This is a genomic window from Salegentibacter profundi (assembly GCF_054121475.1).
In genome coordinates, this window is record NZ_JBSYGG010000002.1 from 1 (window position 1) to 20,508 (window position 20,508).

Below are 20,508 nucleotides of genomic sequence, written 5' to 3' on the forward strand. Positions count from 1 at the left end.
TCAGCAGAATCATTCAATGCTAAAATTAAAGCGTTTAGGGCTCAATTCAGAGGAGTGAAAAATGTAGAATTCTTTCTGTATAGATTAACTACAATTTTTGCTTAAACACAACAATTGGGCTTGATCCACAATTAGGCTTGATCCATCTTGATCCGCTTTTTTATGCTAATCGTATGCAAATAAAAAAGGCTTCAAACCTTTTAAAGCTTGAAACCTATAGTATGTTAGTGATTGCGCCAGGATTCGAACCTGGGACCGCCTGCTTAGAAGGCAGGTGCTCTATCCAGCTGAGCTACGCAACCATTGTTTTTGCGGTTGCAAATATAAACCTCTTTGTAAATAAAACAATATTTTTTATTTAAAATTCTGCATTTATATTCTAATTCAGTTAGGTTGAAAGAATTAGGCTTTTAAAGGTATTCCAGTATTTTTTACCATCACTAATATTGAGTATATTTACCTTGCTTTTAACCGACCAAAGTATAAAACCATGTTAGATTACCCTTTAAAGTTCAAACCTATCTTGAAAGAAAAGATTTGGGGTGGCAATAAACTTAAAACATATTTAAATAAGGATAGCAGTCTTGAAAATATAGGGGAGAGCTGGGAGATTTCAGGAGTTAACGAAGAAGTTTCTCTGGTAGCAAATGGGTCTTTAAAAGGAAAATCTCTCACGGACTTATTGAAAAAATATAACGGAAAGCTGGTGGGGGATCATATATATGATCGATTTGGGAATGAATTCCCACTTCTTATAAAGTATATTGATGCGAAAACTGCACTTTCAGTGCAGCTGCATCCTAATGATGAGCTGGCACAACAGCGCCATAACTCCTTTGGTAAAACCGAAATGTGGTATATTATGCAGGCTGATGAAGATGCCAATATCAATATAGGTTTCAAGGAAAGTATTTCCAAAGAGGATTATATTAAACATCTCGAAGAAGGATCAATTACAGAAGTTTTGAACTTTGAAAAGGTGAAGAAGGGAGATAGTTTCTTTATTAATACGGGTAAAGTACATGCTATTGGAGCAGGAGTGTTATTAGCCGAAATTCAACAAACTTCAGATGTCACTTATCGCATTTACGATTGGGACCGAGTTGATGATCAGGGGAAAGGAAGGGAATTGCATACCGCACTTGCCATTGATGCAATAGATTTTGAAAAACGTGACGATTTTAAACTCAGTTACGAGAAAAAGAAAAATCATTCTTCGGAGATTGCAAGTTGTAAATATTTCACTACCAATTATCTACCCATAGGTGGAAAAGTTATTAAAGATTATACTGCATTAGACTCCTTTGTAATCTACATGTGTGTAAGTGGACAAGCAGAGGTCTCTACCAATGGTCATACCGAAAAGATGAACCAGGGTGAAAGCATCCTCATTCCTGCTAAAAATAAAAAAGTAATCCTTCAGGCTGAGGATTGTGAAGTCTTAGAGGTTTTTATCAATTAAAATTTAGATTTATAAATTTTGTTTTTATTGGGCGCAGCCAAAGCTATGCTTATCCTATAGCATACTGACCGCGCCCCAATTGACAAACACCTATCCTAATGTTGTAATTTTAGAACCCAAGGATTCTGTCAATAGCCTTTAATTCTTCAGAGCTAAATTCCAGTTCATGTAAAGCATTAATATTGTCTTCCAATTGAGAAACCTTACTTACTCCTACAAGCACTGAAGTTACTCTTGTATCCTTCAGTAGCCAGGCTACGGCCATTTGGGCCAGGCTTTGCCCCCGTTTTTCAGCTAGTTTATTTAATTCCTGGATTTGGCTTACAACCTTAGGGGTAATCTGAGTTTTATCTAAATAAGTACCTTCAGTGCCCGCGCGGCTGTCTTGTGGAATACCATCCAGATATTTTGAAGTTAGTATACCCTGTTCCAGAGGCGAAAAAACTATACTCCCAAGTCCTTCATGTTCCAAGGTATTCATCAAGCCATTTTCAACCCATCGGTCCATCATATTATAACGAGGCTGGTGAATTATAAATGGTGTCCCCAGTTCCTTCAGGATTTTAGCGGCTCTTGTAGTATCTTTGGCTGAATATTGAGAGATTCCGACGTATAAGGCCTTACCTTGTTTTACAATATGGTCTAAAGCACCCATAGTTTCTTCAAGGGGAGTATCTGGATCGGGACGGTGATGATAAAAAATATCAACATAATCCAATCCCATTCTTTGTAAGGACTGATCGAGGCTTGCTATAAGATATTTTCTGGAGCCAAAATTTCCATAAGGTCCGGGCCACATATCCCAACCAGCTTTAGTAGAAATGATGAGTTCATCTCGATATTGTTTGAAATCCTCGCTAAATATCTTTCCAAAATTGCGTTCAGCCGAACCATAAGGAGGGCCATAATTGTTGGCCAGATCGAAATGGGTGATCCCATTGTCAAAAGCAGCTCTTAGTATGTTACGGGCATTATCCTGGTTTGCATTGTCCCCGAAATTATGCCACAAGCCCAGAGAGATTAAAGGGAGGAGAATTCCACTTTTTCCGCAACGGCGGTATTGCATTTTTTCATATCTGTTTTCACTGGCAGTGTAGGTATTCATTAAATTTTAATTTTAGTAATTATTAATCATTAAATTGTATATCATTTTTGAGATGCCTGCAAGCATTTGGGTTCCTTCTTCCATATCTTCCATATTCTTTGAAAGTAATACAAGTACATAGCTTCTTCCATCTGGTAGTACTACTAGTGCCGAATCATGATGGACTCCTGTAATCCAGCCAGTTTTGTTGGCTATTATTACATCTTCAGGAAGCAGGGCGGGAATCACATCGGTATGCTGTTGAAGTCTTAAAATTTCCAACATTTCCTTATCGGCTTGAGGGCTTACTGCCTGTCCATGGGCCAAAGCTTCAAAAATTTGCAAAAGATCATAAGCGGTGGTAGAATTACTAAGGCCGGCTTCATAGGCTTTCATATCTTCCACTCCACGAAGTACATTGATGTTACTGGCCCCAATTTCACGCATGCTTTTATTCACTTTTTTAGCATCAACTAGCTCTATTACAATATTGGTAGCTAGGTTACTACTCTGGCTAATCATATCGATTACCAAATCTTTTATACTTCGCTTTTTACCAATCTGTTCGTATAAATGTTCCCCGCTGTCCCGGTCTAGATCCAGGCTGAAACTGCTCCCGTCCAGAATGCTTTTGAATTCATTTTTTATGATCAAGGAATCATTTAGAGAAAACTTTCCTTGTTCTGCCTGTTTATAGACCTCGATCATCACCGGTGTTTTCATTGTGCTGGCAGCATGAAATTCTTCATGTTCATTGATAAAAATCTTGTTATTTTCCTGGGAAAGATCTTTAAAAGCAATAGCGAAATCTCCCTGGGTTTGAGAAAAAATCGAATCGATTTGTTGTTTGAGTACTTGCGTTTTACCTTGGGAAAATCCGGAAAGGGAGAAGATTAGGAAGGACAGGTATAAAAGGTACTTCATGCTAAAGGAATTAAGACGCTCAAGTTAGAAAAAAATCCTCAGAAGTTTTCCGGAAATTATAAAACTGTTGCCAGGGCGATCTCTACCATTCGGCTAAAACTACTTTCTCGCTCCTGGGCCGTTAAATGTTTCCCGGTCACCAGGGAATCCGAAATTGTCAATACTGACAAAGCCTGAACCTTGTGCCTGGCAGCGACAGTATATAGACCGGCTGTCTCCATCTCCACACATAGCACTCCATATCTGGCCCATTTTTCATAATCTAATGGATCATCCTCATAAAAAACATCAGAAGAGAAAACATTCCCGGCGTGAAATTTTATCTGGTTTTCTTGTGCATACTGAACAGCTTTCATAAAAAGTTCAAAATCTGCGGTAGGCGCGAAATCCGAGTGAGGAAATTTTGCGCGATTAAAACCGGAATTTGAAGAGGCAGCCATAGCAATCACCACATCATTTATTTTAACTTTTTTCTGATAGGAACCGGCAGAACCGACCCTGATCAATTTTTTAGCTCCGTAATCTGTGATAAGTTCGTTACAATAAATCAAAGCAGAGGGAATTCCCATCCCTGAGGCCTGGACAGATACTCTCTTACCCTTATAAATCCCGGTGTAACCATACATTCCCCTGACAGAGTTATAAAGAAAAGCATCTTGGAAAAAGGTCTCGGCAATCCATTTAGCTCGCAATGGATCACCGGGCATTAATACGGTTTCTGCAATTTCACCTTTTTTAGCTTGTATATGTACACTCATCCAATTCTAATATTTAACTGATTAAATTAACCCCAGATGAAGTACCAAGGCGAGAAACTCCTAATTTAATATATTTTTTCGCGGTTTTTGTATCCTTGATCCCCCCTGAAGCCTTAATTTTTACTTGGTCGCCGACGACATCCTTCATAATTTCAATATCTTCTGGTGTTGCCCCGCCATGACCAAAACCGGTCGAGGTTTTTACAAAATCTGCTTTTGCGTTTAAAGCGGCGCGGCAAGCAAGTGTCTTTTCTTCATCGGTAAGGTAACAGGTTTCAATGATTACTTTAAGGATATGATTTCCAGTAGCTTTTTTGACAGCGGCAATCTCCTGTTCCACGTATTTCAAGTTTCCACTCTTCAACATTCCTATATTGATAACCATATCAATTTCATCGGCACCATTTTGGATACAATCTTCGGTTTCAAAAACCTTAGACGCCGTAGTTGTAGCCCCTAAGGGGAAACCGATCACCGAAGCGACTTTTACATCTGAACCATCCAGGGCCTTTTTAGCTGTTTCCACATTACAACCATTAACACAAACCGCATAAAATTTATGCTCAATGGCTTCTGCGCAAAGTTGCTTTATTTCTGAAGGGGTTGCTGTAGGTTTCAGTAGGGTATGGTCTATAAATTGATTGAGCTCCATTTAATATTATTGTCTTTACAGCAAATTTAGGATTTTTATAAAGATGTACAGTATGATTAAAATCAGGTTTATATTTTATTTGAGTTATAATTCCTGATCACTTTGTGGATGATCCTCATACCAGTCCTCAAAGGTCTTTGAAGTATTATAATCATTGGTAAGAACACTAAAAACCGTATAGATTAAAAAGCCCTGACCAATAACGGTCAAATAGAAAACCCATGGAAACTGAACGTTCAAAAAGGACAAAACAGTAACCAAAACCAGTAGGCAACTGGTTATAATGAGTAATATGATAGGCCTGTTTTTCATCTAACTTAAAGTTATGAATTATTAGGCCCCGTTGCTATTAATGCTTCGCTAAATTAAACTTAAAGGGGCGTGAAATAGCATTAATATTTTTTTAATTACTGATTACAATCATAAAAAACCAAAGTCAATGCCACTAACTTTGTTCGCAAAAGATACTCATGAACGTTTTTAAACAGGATACTGCTCAATTACAGGAGAAAATCACATTGCTTAAAACACAAAAAAATGCCGTGATCCTGGCGCATTATTATCAGGAGAATGAAATTCAACAAGTTGCTGATTTTGTAGGTGATAGTCTGGAATTGGCGAAAAAAGCAGCTCAAACTAAAGCAGATATCATTGTTTTTGCCGGCGTACATTTTATGGCGGAGACCGCTAAAATTCTAAATCCATCCCGGAAAGTGCTTTTACCTGATCTACTTGCCGGATGCTCGTTGGCAGATAGTTGTCCCCCTGATGCTTTTGGCCAGTTAAAGGCGCAATATCCAGATCATATCGTGGTTACCTATATAAATTGTTCTGCAGAGATTAAAGCTTTAAGCGATTATGTTTGCACCTCTTCCAATGCCGAAAAAGTGATCAATGCCATTCCAAAGGACAAACCGATTATTTTCGCTCCTGATAAAAACCTGGGAAGATACCTGATAGAAAAAACCGGTAGAAAAATGCTTCTATGGGATGGTTCCTGCATTGTTCACGAAGCCTTTTCACTAGATAAAATAATAGCATTACATAAGGAAAATCCACAGGCGGAAATCATTGCACACCCGGAATCAGAAGAACATATCCTCAAAATAGCAAAATACATAGGTTCTACCTCCGGCTTGCTTAATTATGTTAAGGGAAGTTCCAAGAATAGTTTTATAGTAGCCACAGAAGCAGGCATTCTTTACCAAATGCAAAAAGAGGTGCCGGATAAAGAATTGATTCCTGCTCCGGCAAAGGAAGACAATTCCTGTGCCTGTAGCGAATGTGCCTTTATGAAAATGAATACGTTAATGAAACTCTACAGTTGCTTGAAGGATGAAGCACCTGAAATTTTGCTCGAAAAGGAACTAATGGAAAAAGCTTATAGGCCCATTGAACGCATGATGGAATTATCTAAGTAAAATGAAAAAATATTGTGATATTCTGATTATTGGTTCCGGGATCGCCGGACTTTCCTTCGCTATAAAAATTGCAGAAGATCGGCCGGATCTATCGATTTTGATTCTTACTAAAAATTCCGGGGAGGAGAGCAATACAGCTCGGGCACAAGGTGGAATTGCGGTGGTACTCGATAAACTTAAAGATAGTTTTACTCAGCATATGGAGGATACCATGAAGGCGGGGAAAGGCCTTAGCAACAAAAAAGTTGTAGAGATGGTAGTTTCTCAGGCTCCGGCACGCCTGGAAGAGGTAATGCTTTGGGGAGCTTCATTTGACAGGAATAAAAAAGGAGAATTTGATCTGGGTCTGGAGGGCGGTCATTCGCAAGCAAGAATTGTTCATCATAGCGATTTAACCGGTTTGGAATTGGAAAAAACGCTCTTGAAAAAGGTGGCAGCGCTACCCAATATTAATATTCAGGATCATTATTTTGTCACCGAGCTCTTGACAATAGGGGATAAGAAAGGAAAGAAATGCATAGGGGTAAAAGCTATAGATAAGAGCAAAAATAAATTTACCCAATTTCACAGTAAAATCACTTTTATGGCTACCGGCGGAAGTGGGATGATTTTCGAGAATACTACAAATCCCTCGGTTGCTACGGGCGATGGAGTGGCTATTGCCTATAGGGCTGGAGCCAGGGTAAAAGATATGGACTTTATCCAATTTCATCCCACGGCATTATATGAATCCAATAAGCATCCATTATTCCTGATTTCAGAAGCCGTAAGAGGTTTTGGTGCCTATGTCATAAATAAAGAAGGTAAACGTTTTTTATTTAAATATGATTCCCGGGGAGAACTGGCTACCCGTGATATTGTTTCTTCGGCTATAGTAACAGAACTGGAAGAGACCAAGGAGAAGTCCGTATTTTTAGATTGTAGACATCTTAATGTGCAGGATTTTCAACAACATTTTCCAACTATAGTTTCTTATTGTAGCACCTTAGGGATTAATATAGAAACCGACCTTATTCCTGTTGTTCCAGCGGCACATTATCAATGTGGTGGGATTGAAGTTGATTCTTGTGCCAGGACTTCAATTAAAAATCTTTACGCCTCAGGGGAATGTGCTCGTACAGGGCTTCATGGAGCCAACAGGCTGGCTTCTAATTCTCTTTTGGAAGCACTGGTTTTTTCTCATCAGGCCTATGAAAAGGTCAGTGAGGAAATAGATCATGAAATTAGGACTATTCTTGAGAATTTAGAATCCACTAATAATATTTCCGATAAAGATTGTCCGAATTTTAAAAGAATGTGCCAAAGACTAAATCAATTGATGGGATATCAGACAGTACATGGCTCTGACCTGTCATTTAAAGAAAACCAACTTAAGGAATTACTTCAGTTAAAAAACGACATTGAGCAAGCAGCTATATCCTCTGTTGCCTATTACGAACTACATAATATGACCACGGTTGCTGTTTTAATCCTGAAAGAATCCATATCTAGATTTGAGAATTCATCTGAAAATAAAAAGGAGCTTTTAATTGATTAAATCTTCTCTTTTTTCATTCAATATTTCATGATATATAGGACTATAAGTGAAAAATTCGAGCTTCTTTGAATTCATTTTCATCTTCAATTTGGATCCCTTGTAATCCCTTATCAAGTTATCGTCTACATGTAATTTGGAGCCTTTCCATTTGATATTTAGTTTGTTAACCCGAATCACCTTAATGAAATTCTCAATATCATGAAATTCCGAATTTCCATTGATCAGACACTCCACGTATTCCTTAAAGGGTTTTCTTTTTTCTTCTGGGATCAGAACCAAATCCAGAAAATCATCTTCGGCATTAGCATTTGGAGCAAATTTTAGGTTGGGGCCGATATAGTTGATATTCATTAATTCTACCAGTAGGAAGGTCCCCTTAATTTTTATACCATCAGCTTTAATTACCGCCTTTTGGGCCTTGTAATCCTGTACAATTTTCAATAAAACCCTTAAGGTGCGTTTGAGTTTTTCATCGGAGGATTCATTATCTTTCTCAGTTTCCTTCATTTGAAGGATTAATTCGGGAAAAACTCCGAATCCGACACTTTCAAGAAAAAATTTTTCACCATTGACTCCCTTTAACCTCCCGCAGGTGAATTTTTGAATTTCTTCTTCCTTGCCAGGTAATGAAGCATTAAGATCTTTAAAAATACCCAGGCTTGTTGCAATATTATTGGCCGTGCCCAATGGTAAGAGATAAATTGGAATATGCCTTTTACACATTTTTTTCTTTATCAAGACCGATGCGAGTTTGCGAACCGTTCCATCTCCACCGGCCAGAAAGACCACATCCATTTCATTATTGCTGAATGATTCCCAGTCTTTATCTTCTGTCGAAACATAGTTAATGGTATAACCAGCATTTTTCACCAGCGCTATTATTTCCTCCTTTGAATGGACAGCATTTCCGGCTGTTGGGTTATTTATAATTTGAGCTTTTTTCATAATTAGACCTTTCTTTCAAATTTAAATTACCCTTTTTAGGTAATTATCCGACTTAACGATAAGTTATGATTTAAATGGTAAAGCAATTAAAAGGAAAACACCCGCTTTATTAAAATAATGCTAATTTTTGATTTATACCCTTTATTAAAGTCATCATGCCGTTTATAATTTTGTAAATTAAATTCCACAAACTTTTGCTAATAAAAATAGTAAACTATGAAAATCTTGGTCACAAATGACGATGGAATATATAGCCCAGGTTTATCCTGCCTGGCGAAAGTAGCTGCCAATTATGGGGAGGTGATTGTCATGGCCCCCGACGTGGAACAATCCTCTATGGGACAAGCCATTACCTCTGGTAAACCGATCACCTATAAAAATTCTCCTATCCATTTTGAGGGAATAGAAGCTTACCGGGTAAGTGGCACTCCTGCAGATTGTGTTGCTCTTGGTAGCCATCTTATGGAAGATATTGACCTTGTGGTTTCCGGCATAAATATAGGATCAAATATCGGAAATTCCGCTTGGCATTCCGGAACCTTATCTGCCGCAAGACAAGCAGTTCTCTTTGGAATACGAGGTATTGCTTTTAGTGTCTCTGTAGGGGACGGGGAGCCCGATTTTGAAGCCCTGGAACCTTTTGTGAAAAAGGCCTTTGATGAAGTCATCGATAAGGAAGACCGGGAACTTCTAAACATCAATTTTCCGCGTTTTCCTGATGGAGAAATTCTCTGGACGACCCAGTCCGTGAGGCATTATGATGGAAAGGTTATAGCCAACAAAGATCCTATGGGGAGGCAACACTACTGGTTTACCGTTGTTCCTATCGAGCCTGAAGATGAAGGTTCTGATCGTTGGGCAGTTAAACAGGGGAAAACGAGTATTACCCCAATGATTTTAGACCTAACAGATAAAAAATACCTTGAAAGTAGGCAGAAAACAAGCTGATCTTTAACATAACATACATAAGAGCGGCAAAACCGCTCTTATTGTTTTCTCAGGGGTTTATTTTATATAAAATTACCCTTTTCATCTGTTTTGATTCTCATACGTTTGTCACCATTTTCAAGGTGCACTTTATACCTTTTTTTAACCTTGCCATCCTCATGGTAGTTGACAAGGTAAACATCTCCGGTCATACTCCAATTGGGAAACCGATTTCCAATAGCATCTCTTACAGCCTGTGGAAGGGCTATATCTTTAAATTTTTCAGCAGTACGTAAAAGGTTACCTTCCCTGTCATAGGAAGCCAAAATTTTACCTTCAGGAATAAAGAAATTTACAGTATAAAAATCATATTCATCGGCATAAAAGTCGGCCGTCCTTACATCATATTCGGCAACCTTTTGTTGAAGTTGCTTTACAGGTAGAGCAACATCTTCGTTTCCAGCGGCGTCAAGATATTTATAATTTACTGCTACCAATTCAATTTCTGGTAATTCTGTGATCTGAGCTAATGCCTGGAAAGTAAATCCAAGTAAAAACAGACTCAATAATAGTTTTTTCATGATTATAATATTTTAGAGTTAACCATCTGAAATTACAATCAAATTCATATTTCTAAAATGATATATATCAGGATGTTACTTTCGTTTTTGTGGTTTTATTGCTGAATATCATTAAAAACAAAAAAGCCTATTGATATATATCATTGTTATCCAGGGGTTTTGCCGGTAATTTTAAGGTTTTTATGTACCAATTATGAAATCTATTTTACATAATCCGGGACGAAATATAGCGGTCATTGTAGCGCATCCTGATGATGAAACACTATGGTGTGGGGGGCTCATTCTTATGTATCCAAACCACAACTGGCATATTATTTCCCTTTCCCGAAAGTCTGATCCCGACCGTAGTCCTAAATTCTACAAAGTGCTGGAGAAACTTAATGCAAAAGGAGCAATGGGGGATCTGGATGACAGTCCTGACCAGCATCCGCTAAGGGAGGGGCTTGTTAAGAAAATTATCCTTCCAATTTTACCTGCTAAGAGCTATGATCTTATTATCACTCATGATCCGGAAGGAGAATATACCAGACATAGAAGACATGAGGAGATAGGGAGCACTGTGATCAATCTCTGGAACAGGAATAAAGTTAAAACAAGGGAACTATGGACATTTGCCTATGAGGATGGAGAAAAAGAATACTATCCAAAGGCCGTTGAAAAGGCTTCATACGTCTTGCCACTACCTAAAAAAATCTGGAAAAAGAAGTTTGAACTAATCACACAGACCTATGGATTTTCCCCCGAAGGATTTGAGGCGAAAACAACCCCGAGGACAGAGGCATTCTGGATATTTACAAATCCTCGGCAGGCTATTGATCATCTGCAGGCTATTCAAGCTTCAGGTTTTTAAAAAAAATAATACTAAATGAAATGAAGGTATTGGTGCTTTACGATTATCCTCCAAGCCCGGGTGGTTTAGCCACACAGGGAGACTTATTATTTAAGGGGCTTCTGGAACTGGGGATTGAGGCTCAGGCAGTCCATTTCGAATCTGCACAGGAAAAGGAATGGTATTACCGTTGGTTTAAACCCGATATTGTGGTAGGAGTAGGGTATTGGGGCCATACCCCACACCTTGTCCTCCATCCTCAGCGATATGGTATTCAACCCGTTCCGTGGTTAGTGGCTGATGGATACATTGCAAATTACCAGGAAATTCTCAATGCTTTGCCTCTGATTCTAGTAACTTCTAATTGGGTGAAAGAAATGTATGTTCGCGATGGGATAAAACCCGATAATATCGAAGTTTTACCTGTTGGTTGTGATACGACTTCATTTATACCTTTTAAAAGGACTGACCCTAAGATTAAAGCTGTAAGAGATTCTTTAGGGATTTCACCGGATCAGGTTATGATCCTTACTGTGGGAGGTGATGCTGCGTCCAAGGGTGCCCAGGAAGTAATGCAGGCATTGGCCCTTATTGATACTCAGGCCCCTGATTGGAAATACATATGTAAAGTATGGCCACAACCCAGAACTAAGGTGCAGAACCTTCTGGATTTGGATCTGGCACAACAATTAGGGATAGAAAAAAATATCTTGTACGCAACCAACACTACCTCCCGAAATTTTATGCCGTACCTCATTGGCGCTTGTGATATTTATGCTGCGCCCTCAAGGCTTGAAGGTTTTGGTATGCCCCAGGTAGAGGCCGGTGCATGTGGCAAACCGGTAATAAGCTTAAATGCCATGGGAATGCTCGACACTCTTATTCATAATAAAACTGCCATGCTTGCGGAAGTGGCCAAACAAAATGTGGTTAAAGAAGTTGTTTTAGGCAAAGAATCGGGCTTTAAAAAAAATCACAAGGTGATTTTTGATTTTCCGCGAACTGTAGATTACCGGGCCAATGTTCAGGATATTGCAAAATACCTTCTTCAGTTAATGAATGATGCGGATTTACGTCAGAATATGGGAGAGATGGCCCGGGCTCATGTTGTTCATAATTTTGATTATAAGATTGTAGCAAAACGATTTGTGAAAATTATTCAGGAAAAATTAGGGATCAGTTAAATTTAAGAAACTATGAATGCTGAACATCACGATTTAATAGGTCGGGCAAAAAAAGCGGCTCTTGAGGTATTAATTCATAATGCAAGGGGTACGCGACATGGACTCCCACGGACAGCGGCCTGGGGATATCCCGAACCATACACAAGGGATTTAATGCTCTCCATACTGGGCGTTGCAGTGAGCGGAAATTCTGAATTAATAGCTAGTTACCAGAAGGTTTTGGAAAAACTCTCTCAAACGCAGTCGGAAAAAGGCCATATCCCATCTTTGGCTAATGACAGGGAAGACAGAGGGGCCAGCGATACTACTCCCTTATTTCTACTAGGAGTGGGAATTTACAGAAAATTATTAAAGGATCCTGATTTTCTTAAAGGGCCTGTTGACAAAGCGCTTCTTTGGATGGAATATCAAAATCCCGCTGATCAATATCTAGTTGCCCAGCAACCCACAAGTGACTGGCGGGATGAACAATGGGTTTTAGGATATGGGCTTTTTGTAAATACCCTGGTTTATAGTTATTTAAGGATTCTCGGCCATCATCAGAGAGCTGATGCTATTAGAAACGAAATGGGTAGATTCGCCATTACGGCAAAAAAAATGCATCATTATGTACACGAAGGTTTGGTTTTAAAAAACAAACCCTATTACGCCTTATGGTCCTATAAAGTATTAAGCAGTGAACGCTTCGATCTGCTCGGAAACAGTTTGGCGATTCTCTCTGGCCTAAGTTCCCCCAGCCGATCCAGAAAAATGATAAGGTGGATCGAAAAGGAATGTGAGAATATGAAAATCAGTGGAAACCTGGCATTAGACCTTCCTCCAAATTTTTTTCCTTTTATAAGGCCAAGAGATCTTGATTGGCAGGAAAGGTATGGCTCCTTTAATCTTCCCGGTGATTATCATAATGGCGGGGTATGGCCATTTATCAGTGGAATATATATTGCTGCACTGGTTGGCGCCAGAAAATATAAGCTGGCAGAAAAAAAGTTACTGGAATTAACTCGTATCATTACCTTATCCAGGAACCCCGAGTTAGAATATGGATTTAATGAATGGATAAAAGCTCAGGATGGAACTCCCAGAGGTCAGGATTGGCAGACCTGGAGTGCTGCATTATATCTCTATGCTGCCAATTGTGTGGAAACCCAGAGAACCGATTTTTTTGATGAAATGCGAGAAAATTCTGCCTTAAATAACAATTAAACTAACCTTTAATTACTTAGCTCAGCAAGGAGCTCATCCATCCTAACCACGGCATAAGTCGAGGAATAATCTGAAACCGCATAGGGCAAAATAAGATTATTATTATGAATTATTGATCCGCAAGAATAGACCACATTGGGAACATAACCATCTCGCTCACTTTCCAAGGGAGCGATCAGCGGTTCCTTTAACCTACCTATTTCTTTGGTTGGATCATCAAGATCGAAAAGGGACGCCCCAATACAGTAGCGACGCATAGTTCCCACTCCATGAGTAAGCACCAACCAGCCCTCCTCGGTATAAATTGGGGACCCGCAATTACCAATTTGAGTAAACTCCCAGGAGTATTTTGGTTCCTGGATTTTAATTGGGTCATTCCACAAAGTGGCTCTCTCGGAAAACATCACATAGTTATTTACCCCATCCACCCGGGCAAGCATGGCATATTTTCCATTTACTTTCCTGGGAAAGAATGCCAGGTTCTTATCTTTAGCACCATTACCGTGTAGGGGCATAATTCTAAAGGTATAGAAATCCTCGGTTGACACAAGTTTTGGTAAAATTGTATGACCGTTATAGGCGGTGTAGGTTGCGTATATTTTAGGCGGTTTATCTTCATTTTTAAAACAAACGAATCGGGCATCTTCAATACCACGGCTTTCCGAAGGAGATATAGGGAAAATCACCCTTTCGGTAATGTCTGAATCGTGATGAAATTTCAGGTCATAGAAAGAATCAACTAGCCATGTAATCTCTTCCAGGGCTCTTCTTTTTTCCGCTCTTATTCTTTTATTATTCAAAATCTGAGCCACGGCTTCCTTTAGGGAATAATATTCAAATTTATCTGGAAGTTGTTCCATAATAGTACTAGAATATTTTTCGTGGATATCCATTTCCTTAAGCTTTTTAATAAAGCGCTTCTTATCATATAGGGTTTTATGAGAGATCTCAGGCATATCGATATCGGTTCCGATTTTTCTAAGGCTAATATTACAATTCTTATCGATGATAGCTCTTCGGAATACGATAGAGGAAATGTGCCCTTCCCCGGTGGCCCGGAAGGATAAAATAACTCTTTTCTCTCCAGGTTCAAGCAGTGATTGATCAAAATCTTCCATTATAGAAGGGTTAAAGAAAGCTGCTGATTCAATGGAATATTCCATAGTACAATAGGCCCCTATCAATAACTTCTGTTCCTGAGAAAGCTGTTCGAAATCTACTTTCATTTTTTCAATAATATCCTGGATATTATTACAATGCTTAATAAAAACCCGGGAGATATTCCTATGCCGATTGGCAAACTCGCGTAGGGTTTGTTCAAGAGCCAGGTGAACCTCTTCCGTATCGAGGGAAAGCACACGGGCTATAAGTTTTTGGGTTCTCAAGTCACCGGCTCTAAAAAACCGTGCAAGGATCCTGCTGGAATCGGGGTGGAAATGAACATCTTTCCTAATCACTGTTACACTCATCTTACTGAATTTAAAGCTAATAAGCTTATTAAAGATAAGGAATAAGTAGGTCTCATAACCGTATTAAAGCGAAGTTTTAACGGATTTAAAAAAATAATTTTAAAATCGAAATCTTATGGCCTAATCCTGATTAGGTTTCCTTATTGTTAAAAAAGTTTTCTTAAGAATTTATAATACGGCCGTCCTCCAGATAAATAATCCGATCCGTTCTTTTGGCAAGGTCTTCATCATGGGTAACCATAAGTAGGGAAAGCCCTTTTTCTTCCTTTAAGGTCTTTAGTATCTGGAATAAATTCTCGGAATTATAACTATCCAGGTTCCCAGTTGGTTCATCTCCTATTAAGAGAACGGGTTCATTTATAAGCGCCCGGGCAACGGCTACCCTTTGTTTTTCCCCCCCGGATATCTTAGAGGCCTTTTTCATATCCAAATGACCAATATTGAGTTTGCCAAGCAAATCTCTGGCGTCTTTTCTTATTTCATCCTGGGTTTTGATTCCTAATTTTTTCGCCGGGAGCATTACATTTTCCAGTACAGTAAATTCAGGTAAAAGGTAATGAAATTGAAATATGAAACCGATCTTTTTATTTCGAATACGAGATAAATCAGGTTGGGATTTTCCTGTGATAAGTTCCTTCTGAAGGAAAAGTTCACCTGAATACTCCGTATCCATTGTGGAAAGGATATATAGCAATGTGGACTTACCAGAACCCGATTTACCCATAATACTGGTAAATTCTCCCTCCTTAACATCCATGTTGATATCTTTCAGGACATGGAAAGGTTTTGCCTTGCCGAAAAATTTATTGATATTTTTTGTTTCCAAAATTAAATTCATAGCAAATCAATTTCCCCTAATTATTTGTACTGGATCAATATTTTTTGCTCTTTTTGATGGAAAATAGGCTGCGATAAAAGTACATATAAGAGCGAAAAAAAAACCGATAATATAACTGGCTGGATTATAGTTAACTGGATAGGTGGTAATTGTGGGCAGCGCCTCAGTTTCAAAGGCTATATTATCTATTAAATTAGACAGGCCTAAGCCGAGTATTAAACCAATTATTCCTCCTGAAATACCGATAAAAGCGGCCTGGCTAATAAAAATCAATTGTACATCAGTTCCCGAAAATCCAATCGCCTTTAAAATAGCAATATCATTCATTTTTTCATAAATAAGCATATTCTGGATATTATAGATACCAAAACCTGCAACGATTAAAAGCGTGATCGATACAGCATAAGTAATGAGATTCCGCACATTAGTGCCGGTTTCAAACTGAGCATTAATTTCATTGATATCCTTTGCAGAAACAGCATATTTCTTTTCCATAACCCTGGCTAGGGCAGGGGCCTTGGTTATTTCATTGAGCTTTATATTGATATCAGTAATATAATTTTCGGCCTCGCCTAAAATCCTTTGGACCGTTTTTAAATTGGCAAAACTCTGAATATTATCAACTTCAGCTATGCCGCTTTGATAGATCCCTACCACTTTTAAATGGAATCTATCACCTTTGGCTGTACTGACCATTATATTTCTCCCGACCGAGAGGGACATTTTATCGGCAATACCTGATCCCAGTATTATTCCATTTTCATTGTTTTGCAAGTCAAGTATATTACCATTAATCAGGTAGTCTTGAAAATTGGAGAGTTTAGCCTCTTTCATGATATTTATCCCCGTTAAATTTCCTCCTATTTCAATGGTCCCTGAGAGGTAGAAAATTTGGGCTTGTAATTGCGGGCTTGCCCCTTTTACCTCCTTATCCCTTTCTAGATCATTTAAAATGGGTAAGGCATTATGAATCTTCCTTTGGTTTTGTCTTGGTTTTATAGAATGAATAATGGGTATGCCATCTTCGAATTTATTATATAATGCGATAGGTTGTTTTTCACTTGGTTTTATTTCATTATAAAGACGAATGTGGGGTACCTGGTTTAAAATAAGGTCATCTAACATGGAATTTAAGCCGGTCATAAAACTAACCAGAGTTATATAAGCGGCTATCCCGAAAGTTACACCAATAGTAGCTGTAATGGTTGATTTCAGTTTGGTAAAGAGATGTGTCCTTGCGATCTCAATTATAACGCTCCATGATCTCATTGTTCCGGTTTATATAAAGTTTCGTCTGCATCAATACCGGAAATGATTTCAATGTTGACCATGTCCTGTATTCCGGTTACAATATTAACCGGACCCTCTTCGGTCAACACCCTGTACTCATCTAAAAGATATTCTTTGGGAATAATTAATGAATTTTCCTTTTCTGCTACTACAATATTGGCCTCACCAACAAGTCCTGGGAATAATTTTGGAGCATCCGTTAAAAAAACAGCTTCTAACTTAAAAGTTTGAGTGCTTTGATCCTTGGTTGGAAATATTTTGTTTATTTCAGCCTCGAAAACCCTTGATCCGTAGGCCTCCAGAGTAACGAAAGTTTTTTGTCCTTCTTTAACTTTTACGATATCCATTTCATCTACCAGGAGTTCTATTACAAAATTATCTGCACTACCTATAAGCGCTAATGGTTCTACAGTATTCACAATTTCCCCCGGTTCCTTGAAAAGAGCATATACCACTCCCTTAATTTTACTGGTAAGGGTAAACTCTTCAGAGGTAAATTCTGAAGCCTTATAATTATTAAGAGCCTGTTTCATCTGAATCGATAAGGTGTTTTTGGTACGGTCAAATTCTTCCTTTAAAACCTGAAATTTATTACTTGAAATTTCATAAGCTAGTTTCCTGTTTTCAAATTCTAGCCTGGAACCTATTTTTTGATTCCATAATCTTTTTTGTCTCAGATAATTAAGAGAATCATTTCGCAGGGCTAAACGGGCTGATTGGATTTCTTTTTCCAGTGATTTAAGGAGGGCGGAGGTTCCACTATAGTTATCCTGGGCCTGAAGAAAATTTAGTTTGGCATTTTCCTTATTTAAAACTGGACCTGTATTAATGAGTTGGGCAATAGGAGTACCTACTTCCACCTGATCACCTTCTTCTACAAGATTTCGCTCAAGGATTCCAATTGCATTAGTATAAGCGCTATAAAGACTATCAGGTTGAATGGTTACTGAAGAATATACGGATTCTACCAATTTTCCTCTTTGAGGGGTAATTTTCTCTACCGGCTCGGAACAAGAATGAAAAAACAAAAAAGCAGGTATTATTAAAACAGCTTTCATGGTATCAAATCTTTCTCAAATTAAAACAAAAAACTGTTAGAAAAATATGAGAGAAATCATTGAATGATAAGACCTTGTAGGTATCTTGGTTTTACTTTTGGCTTTCAATTAATAGGAGAGGATAACGGAAAAAATAATTTTGGGCGGTTGTGTGTCTTATGCTTTAGAAGGTATTGAGAATTGTTCTCTCGAAATTTCTTCAAGAACCGGCATAAATTCACGAATTTCTTTTTGTATACTTAATTTTTTTATCAAAAGGTTTCCTGTAGATTTGCGCTTTAATGGGGTGCTTGTTTTACTGGCGAGCTGAGATGATACCCAAGAGCTACTCTGCTCTGTACCTGATCCAGATAATGCTGGCGTAGGGATATACCCAAGTGCTATAAACGGTTTGGTCCATTTCATCCCCTTGTTTGGTAATGATAATATTGAGACCGTGAAAGAGGATTTTTTATTTCAGCTTACGTTGTTGCAGGTTTTGGGAACAACCTTTGGGGTTTTTCAGGTGCTTCTGGCTAGAAACAATAATATTAATAATTATTTATTTGGCATTATTTCGATATTAATAGGCATTTGGGTGCTTTATCAATCGAAATTATATGCAGATATATTATTAAATCTATATTACCTGGCAATGAGTATATATGGCTGGTTTTACTGGAAGTTCGGAAAACAAAAGGAAAAGGCACCGATCTCTTCATCAGGTTGGACTGATCATTTAAAAGCTATTGGATTAGTACTGCTCTCGTTTTTTCTTTTGTTTTATTGGCTTACTTATCATACTAATTCCGATGTCCCCTTCTGGGATTCTGGGGTAAGTGCTTTTGCCTGGGCCGGAATGTGGCTAATGGCCAAGAGAAAGTTGGAAAATTGGATTTATCTTAACATCAGCAATTTTATTTCGATTCCCTTGCTAATCCATAAAGGGCTATTTATCTATACAGGTTTAACTATTTTTTTATTTATAGTAGGGACATCTGGATTTTTTAAATGGCGTAATATAGTTAGAAATGAGAGAGTATTACAGTATAAAGGAGCTTAGGGATTTAACCTGGGGCGTGGAAGAGTTTCCCTCCGAGGTTCTCGATTGGATTTCAAAAGAAGGTCTTTGGAACCTATGGGTGCCAAAAGCTTATGGAGGTCTTGAATTGTCCTTTCTTGCCGGACTGACAAAACTGAAAGACTTAGCTCGTATAGATGGCAGCTTAGGCTGGACAGTTACTTTATGTAGTGGGGCAAATTATTTTATAGGGAATTTAAAAGAGGAAGTGGTACAACAAATATTTAAACCTGACAATCCTGTGTGCTTTGGTGGTAGTGGAGCTGTTTGTGGGATGGCGGAAAAGCAAGGTGATCAATTTTTTATTTCTGGTACCTGGCCTTACGCCACGGGAGCTCCCTATCTTTCTCATTTTACTTTAAATACCAGGGTGACTGAGAACCATAAAACAATCAGAAATAAAGATGGGAGTCCGTTAATTCAGTCATTTCTTATACCTCTTAAGGATGTTCAAATCATTGAGGACTGGGATGCAATGGGGCTGAAGGGTACGGCATCGCATTCATTTAAAGTAAAAGAAGCAATTGTAGGGGAAAGTTATAGTTTCCATTATAATCAAATTTACCTTCCTCAAACTATTTTTAAAATTAATTTCTCAGTTTTTGCAGCTTTAACCCTTTGGGTGAATTATATTGGAATAGCTGAACACTTTTTGGAAGAAGCAGAGAAATTGCAGTTAAACAACAAACTGAATTCTTTAGGAAAATCTATCTGTGTCTCAAATGATAAAGTAAAAAAAAATGCTGAAGCCACTGAAAATATTATTCATACAAAATCAAATTTCTCAAAACAATTAATTAAAAATCTCTACCAGGAAGCAAAAGATTCTGTTAGCAATCTTTCCCAGGAAATTATAAGGATTTACCCATTTTTAGGAATAAGAGCTTGCAGCAATGACAACCAATTAAATCAAATATTCCGGGATTACTTCACAGCTACCCAACATCACATTTTTACAAGGAATAAAAATTGATTTTATGTATTTAATCTTTTTTGTAGACTCTAGAGAAATTCTCCCCGAAAATCTCTGGAAAACAAATAATTATAGGCTTTCTTGTAATCACAAATTTTAAACCTCACGATTAACTCATAATATCAATAGAACATATTGAAGGAATTTGATACTTTTTTACCTTTCAAAAAAGCAAACCATTAACTTTTTTTATCCTGAGCGTTCTCCTTTTTATCTGGAAGGAAAAGCTTTTTGAGCAATGGGGTCTTTATAATACTACTTACATCTTTAAGAGCCATCACATTCCCCTTACTTTTTTTTATAGTTATCTTTA

General features: G+C 38.0%; 21 protein-coding genes and 1 tRNA gene. 9 read left to right on the plus strand and 13 right to left on the minus strand.

Features of this window, described 5'->3' with window-relative positions:
* Positions 1-228 precede the first annotated feature (228 nt).
* A tRNA-Arg gene (locus ACW6NC_RS02805) sits at positions 229-302 on the minus strand.
* A 188-nt stretch (positions 303-490) separates the two neighbouring features.
* Here ACW6NC_RS02805 and ACW6NC_RS02810 point away from each other — a divergent pair.
* Positions 491-1,462: a type I phosphomannose isomerase catalytic subunit gene (locus ACW6NC_RS02810; RefSeq protein ID WP_457863671.1), complete on the plus strand. Its 972-nt coding sequence runs from the start codon at positions 491-493 to the stop codon at positions 1,460-1,462.
* A gap of 109 nt (positions 1,463-1,571) precedes the next feature.
* Here ACW6NC_RS02810 and mgrA read toward each other — a convergent pair whose 3' ends face one another.
* From mgrA to ACW6NC_RS02835, 5 genes are all read right to left on the minus strand, one after another.
* Entirely contained in the window at positions 1,572-2,567 is a 996-nt protein-coding gene (gene mgrA / locus ACW6NC_RS02815) for an L-glyceraldehyde 3-phosphate reductase (protein WP_457863672.1), read from the minus strand.
* 12 nt (positions 2,568-2,579) lie between these two features.
* Positions 2,580-3,470, minus strand: a complete 891-nt coding sequence (locus ACW6NC_RS02820; protein ID WP_457863674.1) for a serine hydrolase — start codon at positions 3,468-3,470, stop codon at positions 2,580-2,582.
* A gap of 56 nt (positions 3,471-3,526) precedes the next feature.
* Positions 3,527-4,228, minus strand: coding sequence for a purine-nucleoside phosphorylase (deoD, locus tag ACW6NC_RS02825; RefSeq protein ID WP_457863675.1), 702 nt, complete (start codon positions 4,226-4,228; stop codon positions 3,527-3,529).
* Positions 4,229-4,241: 13 nt separating this feature from the next.
* Complete coding sequence (gene deoC, locus ACW6NC_RS02830; RefSeq protein WP_457863676.1) at positions 4,242-4,880, minus strand: deoxyribose-phosphate aldolase; 639 nt, start codon at positions 4,878-4,880, stop codon at positions 4,242-4,244.
* An 84-nt stretch (positions 4,881-4,964) separates the two neighbouring features.
* Positions 4,965-5,192: a hypothetical protein gene (locus ACW6NC_RS02835; protein ID WP_457863677.1), complete on the minus strand. Its 228-nt coding sequence runs from the start codon at positions 5,190-5,192 to the stop codon at positions 4,965-4,967.
* A gap of 158 nt (positions 5,193-5,350) precedes the next feature.
* On the opposite strand from ACW6NC_RS02835, the gene nadA reads away from it, so the two are divergent.
* Both nadA and nadB read left to right on the plus strand, forming a co-directional pair.
* The gene (nadA, locus tag ACW6NC_RS02840; protein ID WP_457863678.1) at positions 5,351-6,301 is read left to right on the plus strand and encodes a quinolinate synthase NadA; all 951 of its coding nucleotides are present in this window, start codon (positions 5,351-5,353) and stop codon (positions 6,299-6,301) included.
* A gap of 1 nt (position 6,302) precedes the next feature.
* Entirely contained in the window at positions 6,303-7,838 is a 1,536-nt protein-coding gene (gene nadB, locus ACW6NC_RS02845) for an L-aspartate oxidase (protein ID WP_457863679.1), read from the plus strand.
* On the opposite strand, the gene ACW6NC_RS02850 is transcribed toward nadB, so the two are convergent.
* Entirely contained in the window at positions 7,827-8,783 is a 957-nt protein-coding gene (locus ACW6NC_RS02850) for a diacylglycerol/lipid kinase family protein (protein WP_457863680.1), read from the minus strand. The genes nadB and ACW6NC_RS02850 overlap by 12 nt on opposite strands.
* Positions 8,784-8,999: 216 nt before the next feature.
* Here ACW6NC_RS02850 and surE point away from each other — a divergent pair, with 216 nt between their 5' ends.
* A complete protein-coding gene (surE, locus tag ACW6NC_RS02855) occupies positions 9,000-9,731 on the plus strand; it encodes a 5'/3'-nucleotidase SurE (protein WP_457863681.1) in 732 nt (243 codons plus the stop codon).
* Between the two features lie 62 nt (positions 9,732-9,793).
* Here the strand turns inward: surE and ACW6NC_RS02860 are convergent, their stop codons facing one another.
* Complete coding sequence (locus ACW6NC_RS02860; protein WP_457863682.1) at positions 9,794-10,291, minus strand: nicotinate-nucleotide adenylyltransferase; 498 nt, start codon at positions 10,289-10,291, stop codon at positions 9,794-9,796.
* A gap of 193 nt (positions 10,292-10,484) precedes the next feature.
* Here ACW6NC_RS02860 and ACW6NC_RS02865 point away from each other — a divergent pair, with 193 nt between their 5' ends.
* The 3 genes from ACW6NC_RS02865 to ACW6NC_RS02875 are packed head-to-tail and all read left to right on the plus strand — an operon-like array spanning position 10,485 to position 13,507.
* Entirely contained in the window at positions 10,485-11,141 is a 657-nt protein-coding gene (locus ACW6NC_RS02865) for a PIG-L family deacetylase (protein ID WP_457863683.1), read from the plus strand.
* Positions 11,142-11,161: 20 nt separating this feature from the next.
* Positions 11,162-12,304: a glycosyltransferase family 4 protein gene (locus tag ACW6NC_RS02870; RefSeq protein ID WP_457863684.1), complete on the plus strand. Its 1,143-nt coding sequence runs from the start codon at positions 11,162-11,164 to the stop codon at positions 12,302-12,304.
* A gap of 12 nt (positions 12,305-12,316) precedes the next feature.
* Positions 12,317-13,507 (plus strand): glycoside hydrolase 100 family protein, encoded by a 1,191-nt coding sequence (locus tag ACW6NC_RS02875; RefSeq protein ID WP_457863685.1) that lies wholly within the window; start codon positions 12,317-12,319, stop codon positions 13,505-13,507.
* 8 nt (positions 13,508-13,515) lie between these two features.
* Here ACW6NC_RS02875 and ACW6NC_RS02880 read toward each other — a convergent pair whose 3' ends face one another.
* The 5 genes from ACW6NC_RS02880 to ACW6NC_RS02900 form a co-directional block, all read right to left on the minus strand.
* Positions 13,516-14,976 carry a glycoside hydrolase family 130 protein gene (locus ACW6NC_RS02880; protein ID WP_457863686.1) on the minus strand — a complete coding sequence of 487 codons (1,461 nt, stop codon included), beginning with the start codon at positions 14,974-14,976 and terminating at the stop codon, positions 13,516-13,518.
* A gap of 160 nt (positions 14,977-15,136) precedes the next feature.
* Positions 15,137-15,814, minus strand: coding sequence for an ABC transporter ATP-binding protein (locus ACW6NC_RS02885; RefSeq protein WP_457863687.1), 678 nt, complete (start codon positions 15,812-15,814; stop codon positions 15,137-15,139).
* Between the two features lie 6 nt (positions 15,815-15,820).
* The gene (locus tag ACW6NC_RS02890; RefSeq protein WP_457863688.1) at positions 15,821-17,083 is read right to left on the minus strand and encodes an ABC transporter permease; all 1,263 of its coding nucleotides are present in this window, start codon (positions 17,081-17,083) and stop codon (positions 15,821-15,823) included.
* Positions 17,080-18,075, minus strand: coding sequence for an efflux RND transporter periplasmic adaptor subunit (locus tag ACW6NC_RS02895; RefSeq protein ID WP_457863689.1), 996 nt, complete (start codon positions 18,073-18,075; stop codon positions 17,080-17,082). Before ACW6NC_RS02895 ends, ACW6NC_RS02890 begins: the two co-directional genes overlap by 4 nt.
* Before the next feature lie 243 nt (positions 18,076-18,318).
* Positions 18,319-18,567 carry a hypothetical protein gene (locus ACW6NC_RS02900; protein ID WP_457863690.1) on the minus strand — a complete coding sequence of 83 codons (249 nt, stop codon included), beginning with the start codon at positions 18,565-18,567 and terminating at the stop codon, positions 18,319-18,321.
* A gap of 31 nt (positions 18,568-18,598) precedes the next feature.
* Between ACW6NC_RS02900 and pnuC the strand changes: the two genes are divergently transcribed.
* Together pnuC and ACW6NC_RS02910 are read left to right on the plus strand one after the other, a co-directional pair.
* Positions 18,599-19,204: a nicotinamide riboside transporter PnuC gene (gene pnuC / locus ACW6NC_RS02905; protein WP_457863691.1), complete on the plus strand. Its 606-nt coding sequence runs from the start codon at positions 18,599-18,601 to the stop codon at positions 19,202-19,204.
* On the plus strand, positions 19,173-20,195 hold the full coding sequence (locus tag ACW6NC_RS02910) for an acyl-CoA dehydrogenase family protein (protein WP_457863692.1): 1,023 nt from the start codon (positions 19,173-19,175) through the stop codon (positions 20,193-20,195). Before pnuC ends, ACW6NC_RS02910 begins: the two co-directional genes overlap by 32 nt.
* The last annotated feature ends 313 nt before the right edge of the window (positions 20,196-20,508 follow it).

What these genes read in the sequence shown, in the direction of transcription:
- ACW6NC_RS02810 (WP_457863671.1), top strand. Translation starts at nt 491, where the DNA reads ATGTTAGATTACCCTTTAAAGTTCAAACCTATCTTGAAAGAAAAGATT.
- mgrA (WP_457863672.1), bottom strand. Translation starts at nt 2,567, where the DNA reads ATGAATACCTACACTGCCAGTGAAAACAGATATGAAAAAATGCAATAC.
- ACW6NC_RS02820 (WP_457863674.1), bottom strand. Translation starts at nt 3,470, where the DNA reads ATGAAGTACCTTTTATACCTGTCCTTCCTAATCTTCTCCCTTTCCGGA.
- deoD (WP_457863675.1), bottom strand. Translation starts at nt 4,228, where the DNA reads ATGAGTGTACATATACAAGCTAAAAAAGGTGAAATTGCAGAAACCGTA.
- deoC (WP_457863676.1), bottom strand. Translation starts at nt 4,880, where the DNA reads ATGGAGCTCAATCAATTTATAGACCATACCCTACTGAAACCTACAGCA.
- ACW6NC_RS02835 (WP_457863677.1), bottom strand. Translation starts at nt 5,192, where the DNA reads ATGAAAAACAGGCCTATCATATTACTCATTATAACCAGTTGCCTACTG.
- nadA (WP_457863678.1), top strand. Translation starts at nt 5,351, where the DNA reads ATGAACGTTTTTAAACAGGATACTGCTCAATTACAGGAGAAAATCACA.
- nadB (WP_457863679.1), top strand. Translation starts at nt 6,303, where the DNA reads ATGAAAAAATATTGTGATATTCTGATTATTGGTTCCGGGATCGCCGGA.
- ACW6NC_RS02850 (WP_457863680.1), bottom strand. Translation starts at nt 8,783, where the DNA reads ATGAAAAAAGCTCAAATTATAAATAACCCAACAGCCGGAAATGCTGTC.
- surE (WP_457863681.1), top strand. Translation starts at nt 9,000, where the DNA reads ATGAAAATCTTGGTCACAAATGACGATGGAATATATAGCCCAGGTTTA.
- ACW6NC_RS02860 (WP_457863682.1), bottom strand. Translation starts at nt 10,291, where the DNA reads ATGAAAAAACTATTATTGAGTCTGTTTTTACTTGGATTTACTTTCCAG.
- ACW6NC_RS02865 (WP_457863683.1), top strand. Translation starts at nt 10,485, where the DNA reads ATGAAATCTATTTTACATAATCCGGGACGAAATATAGCGGTCATTGTA.
- ACW6NC_RS02870 (WP_457863684.1), top strand. Translation starts at nt 11,162, where the DNA reads ATGAAGGTATTGGTGCTTTACGATTATCCTCCAAGCCCGGGTGGTTTA.
- ACW6NC_RS02875 (WP_457863685.1), top strand. Translation starts at nt 12,317, where the DNA reads ATGAATGCTGAACATCACGATTTAATAGGTCGGGCAAAAAAAGCGGCT.
- ACW6NC_RS02880 (WP_457863686.1), bottom strand. Translation starts at nt 14,976, where the DNA reads ATGAGTGTAACAGTGATTAGGAAAGATGTTCATTTCCACCCCGATTCC.
- ACW6NC_RS02885 (WP_457863687.1), bottom strand. Translation starts at nt 15,814, where the DNA reads ATGAATTTAATTTTGGAAACAAAAAATATCAATAAATTTTTCGGCAAG.
- ACW6NC_RS02890 (WP_457863688.1), bottom strand. Translation starts at nt 17,083, where the DNA reads ATGAGATCATGGAGCGTTATAATTGAGATCGCAAGGACACATCTCTTT.
- ACW6NC_RS02900 (WP_457863690.1), bottom strand. Translation starts at nt 18,567, where the DNA reads ATGAAATGGACCAAACCGTTTATAGCACTTGGGTATATCCCTACGCCA.
- ACW6NC_RS02910 (WP_457863692.1), top strand. Translation starts at nt 19,173, where the DNA reads ATGAGAGAGTATTACAGTATAAAGGAGCTTAGGGATTTAACCTGGGGC.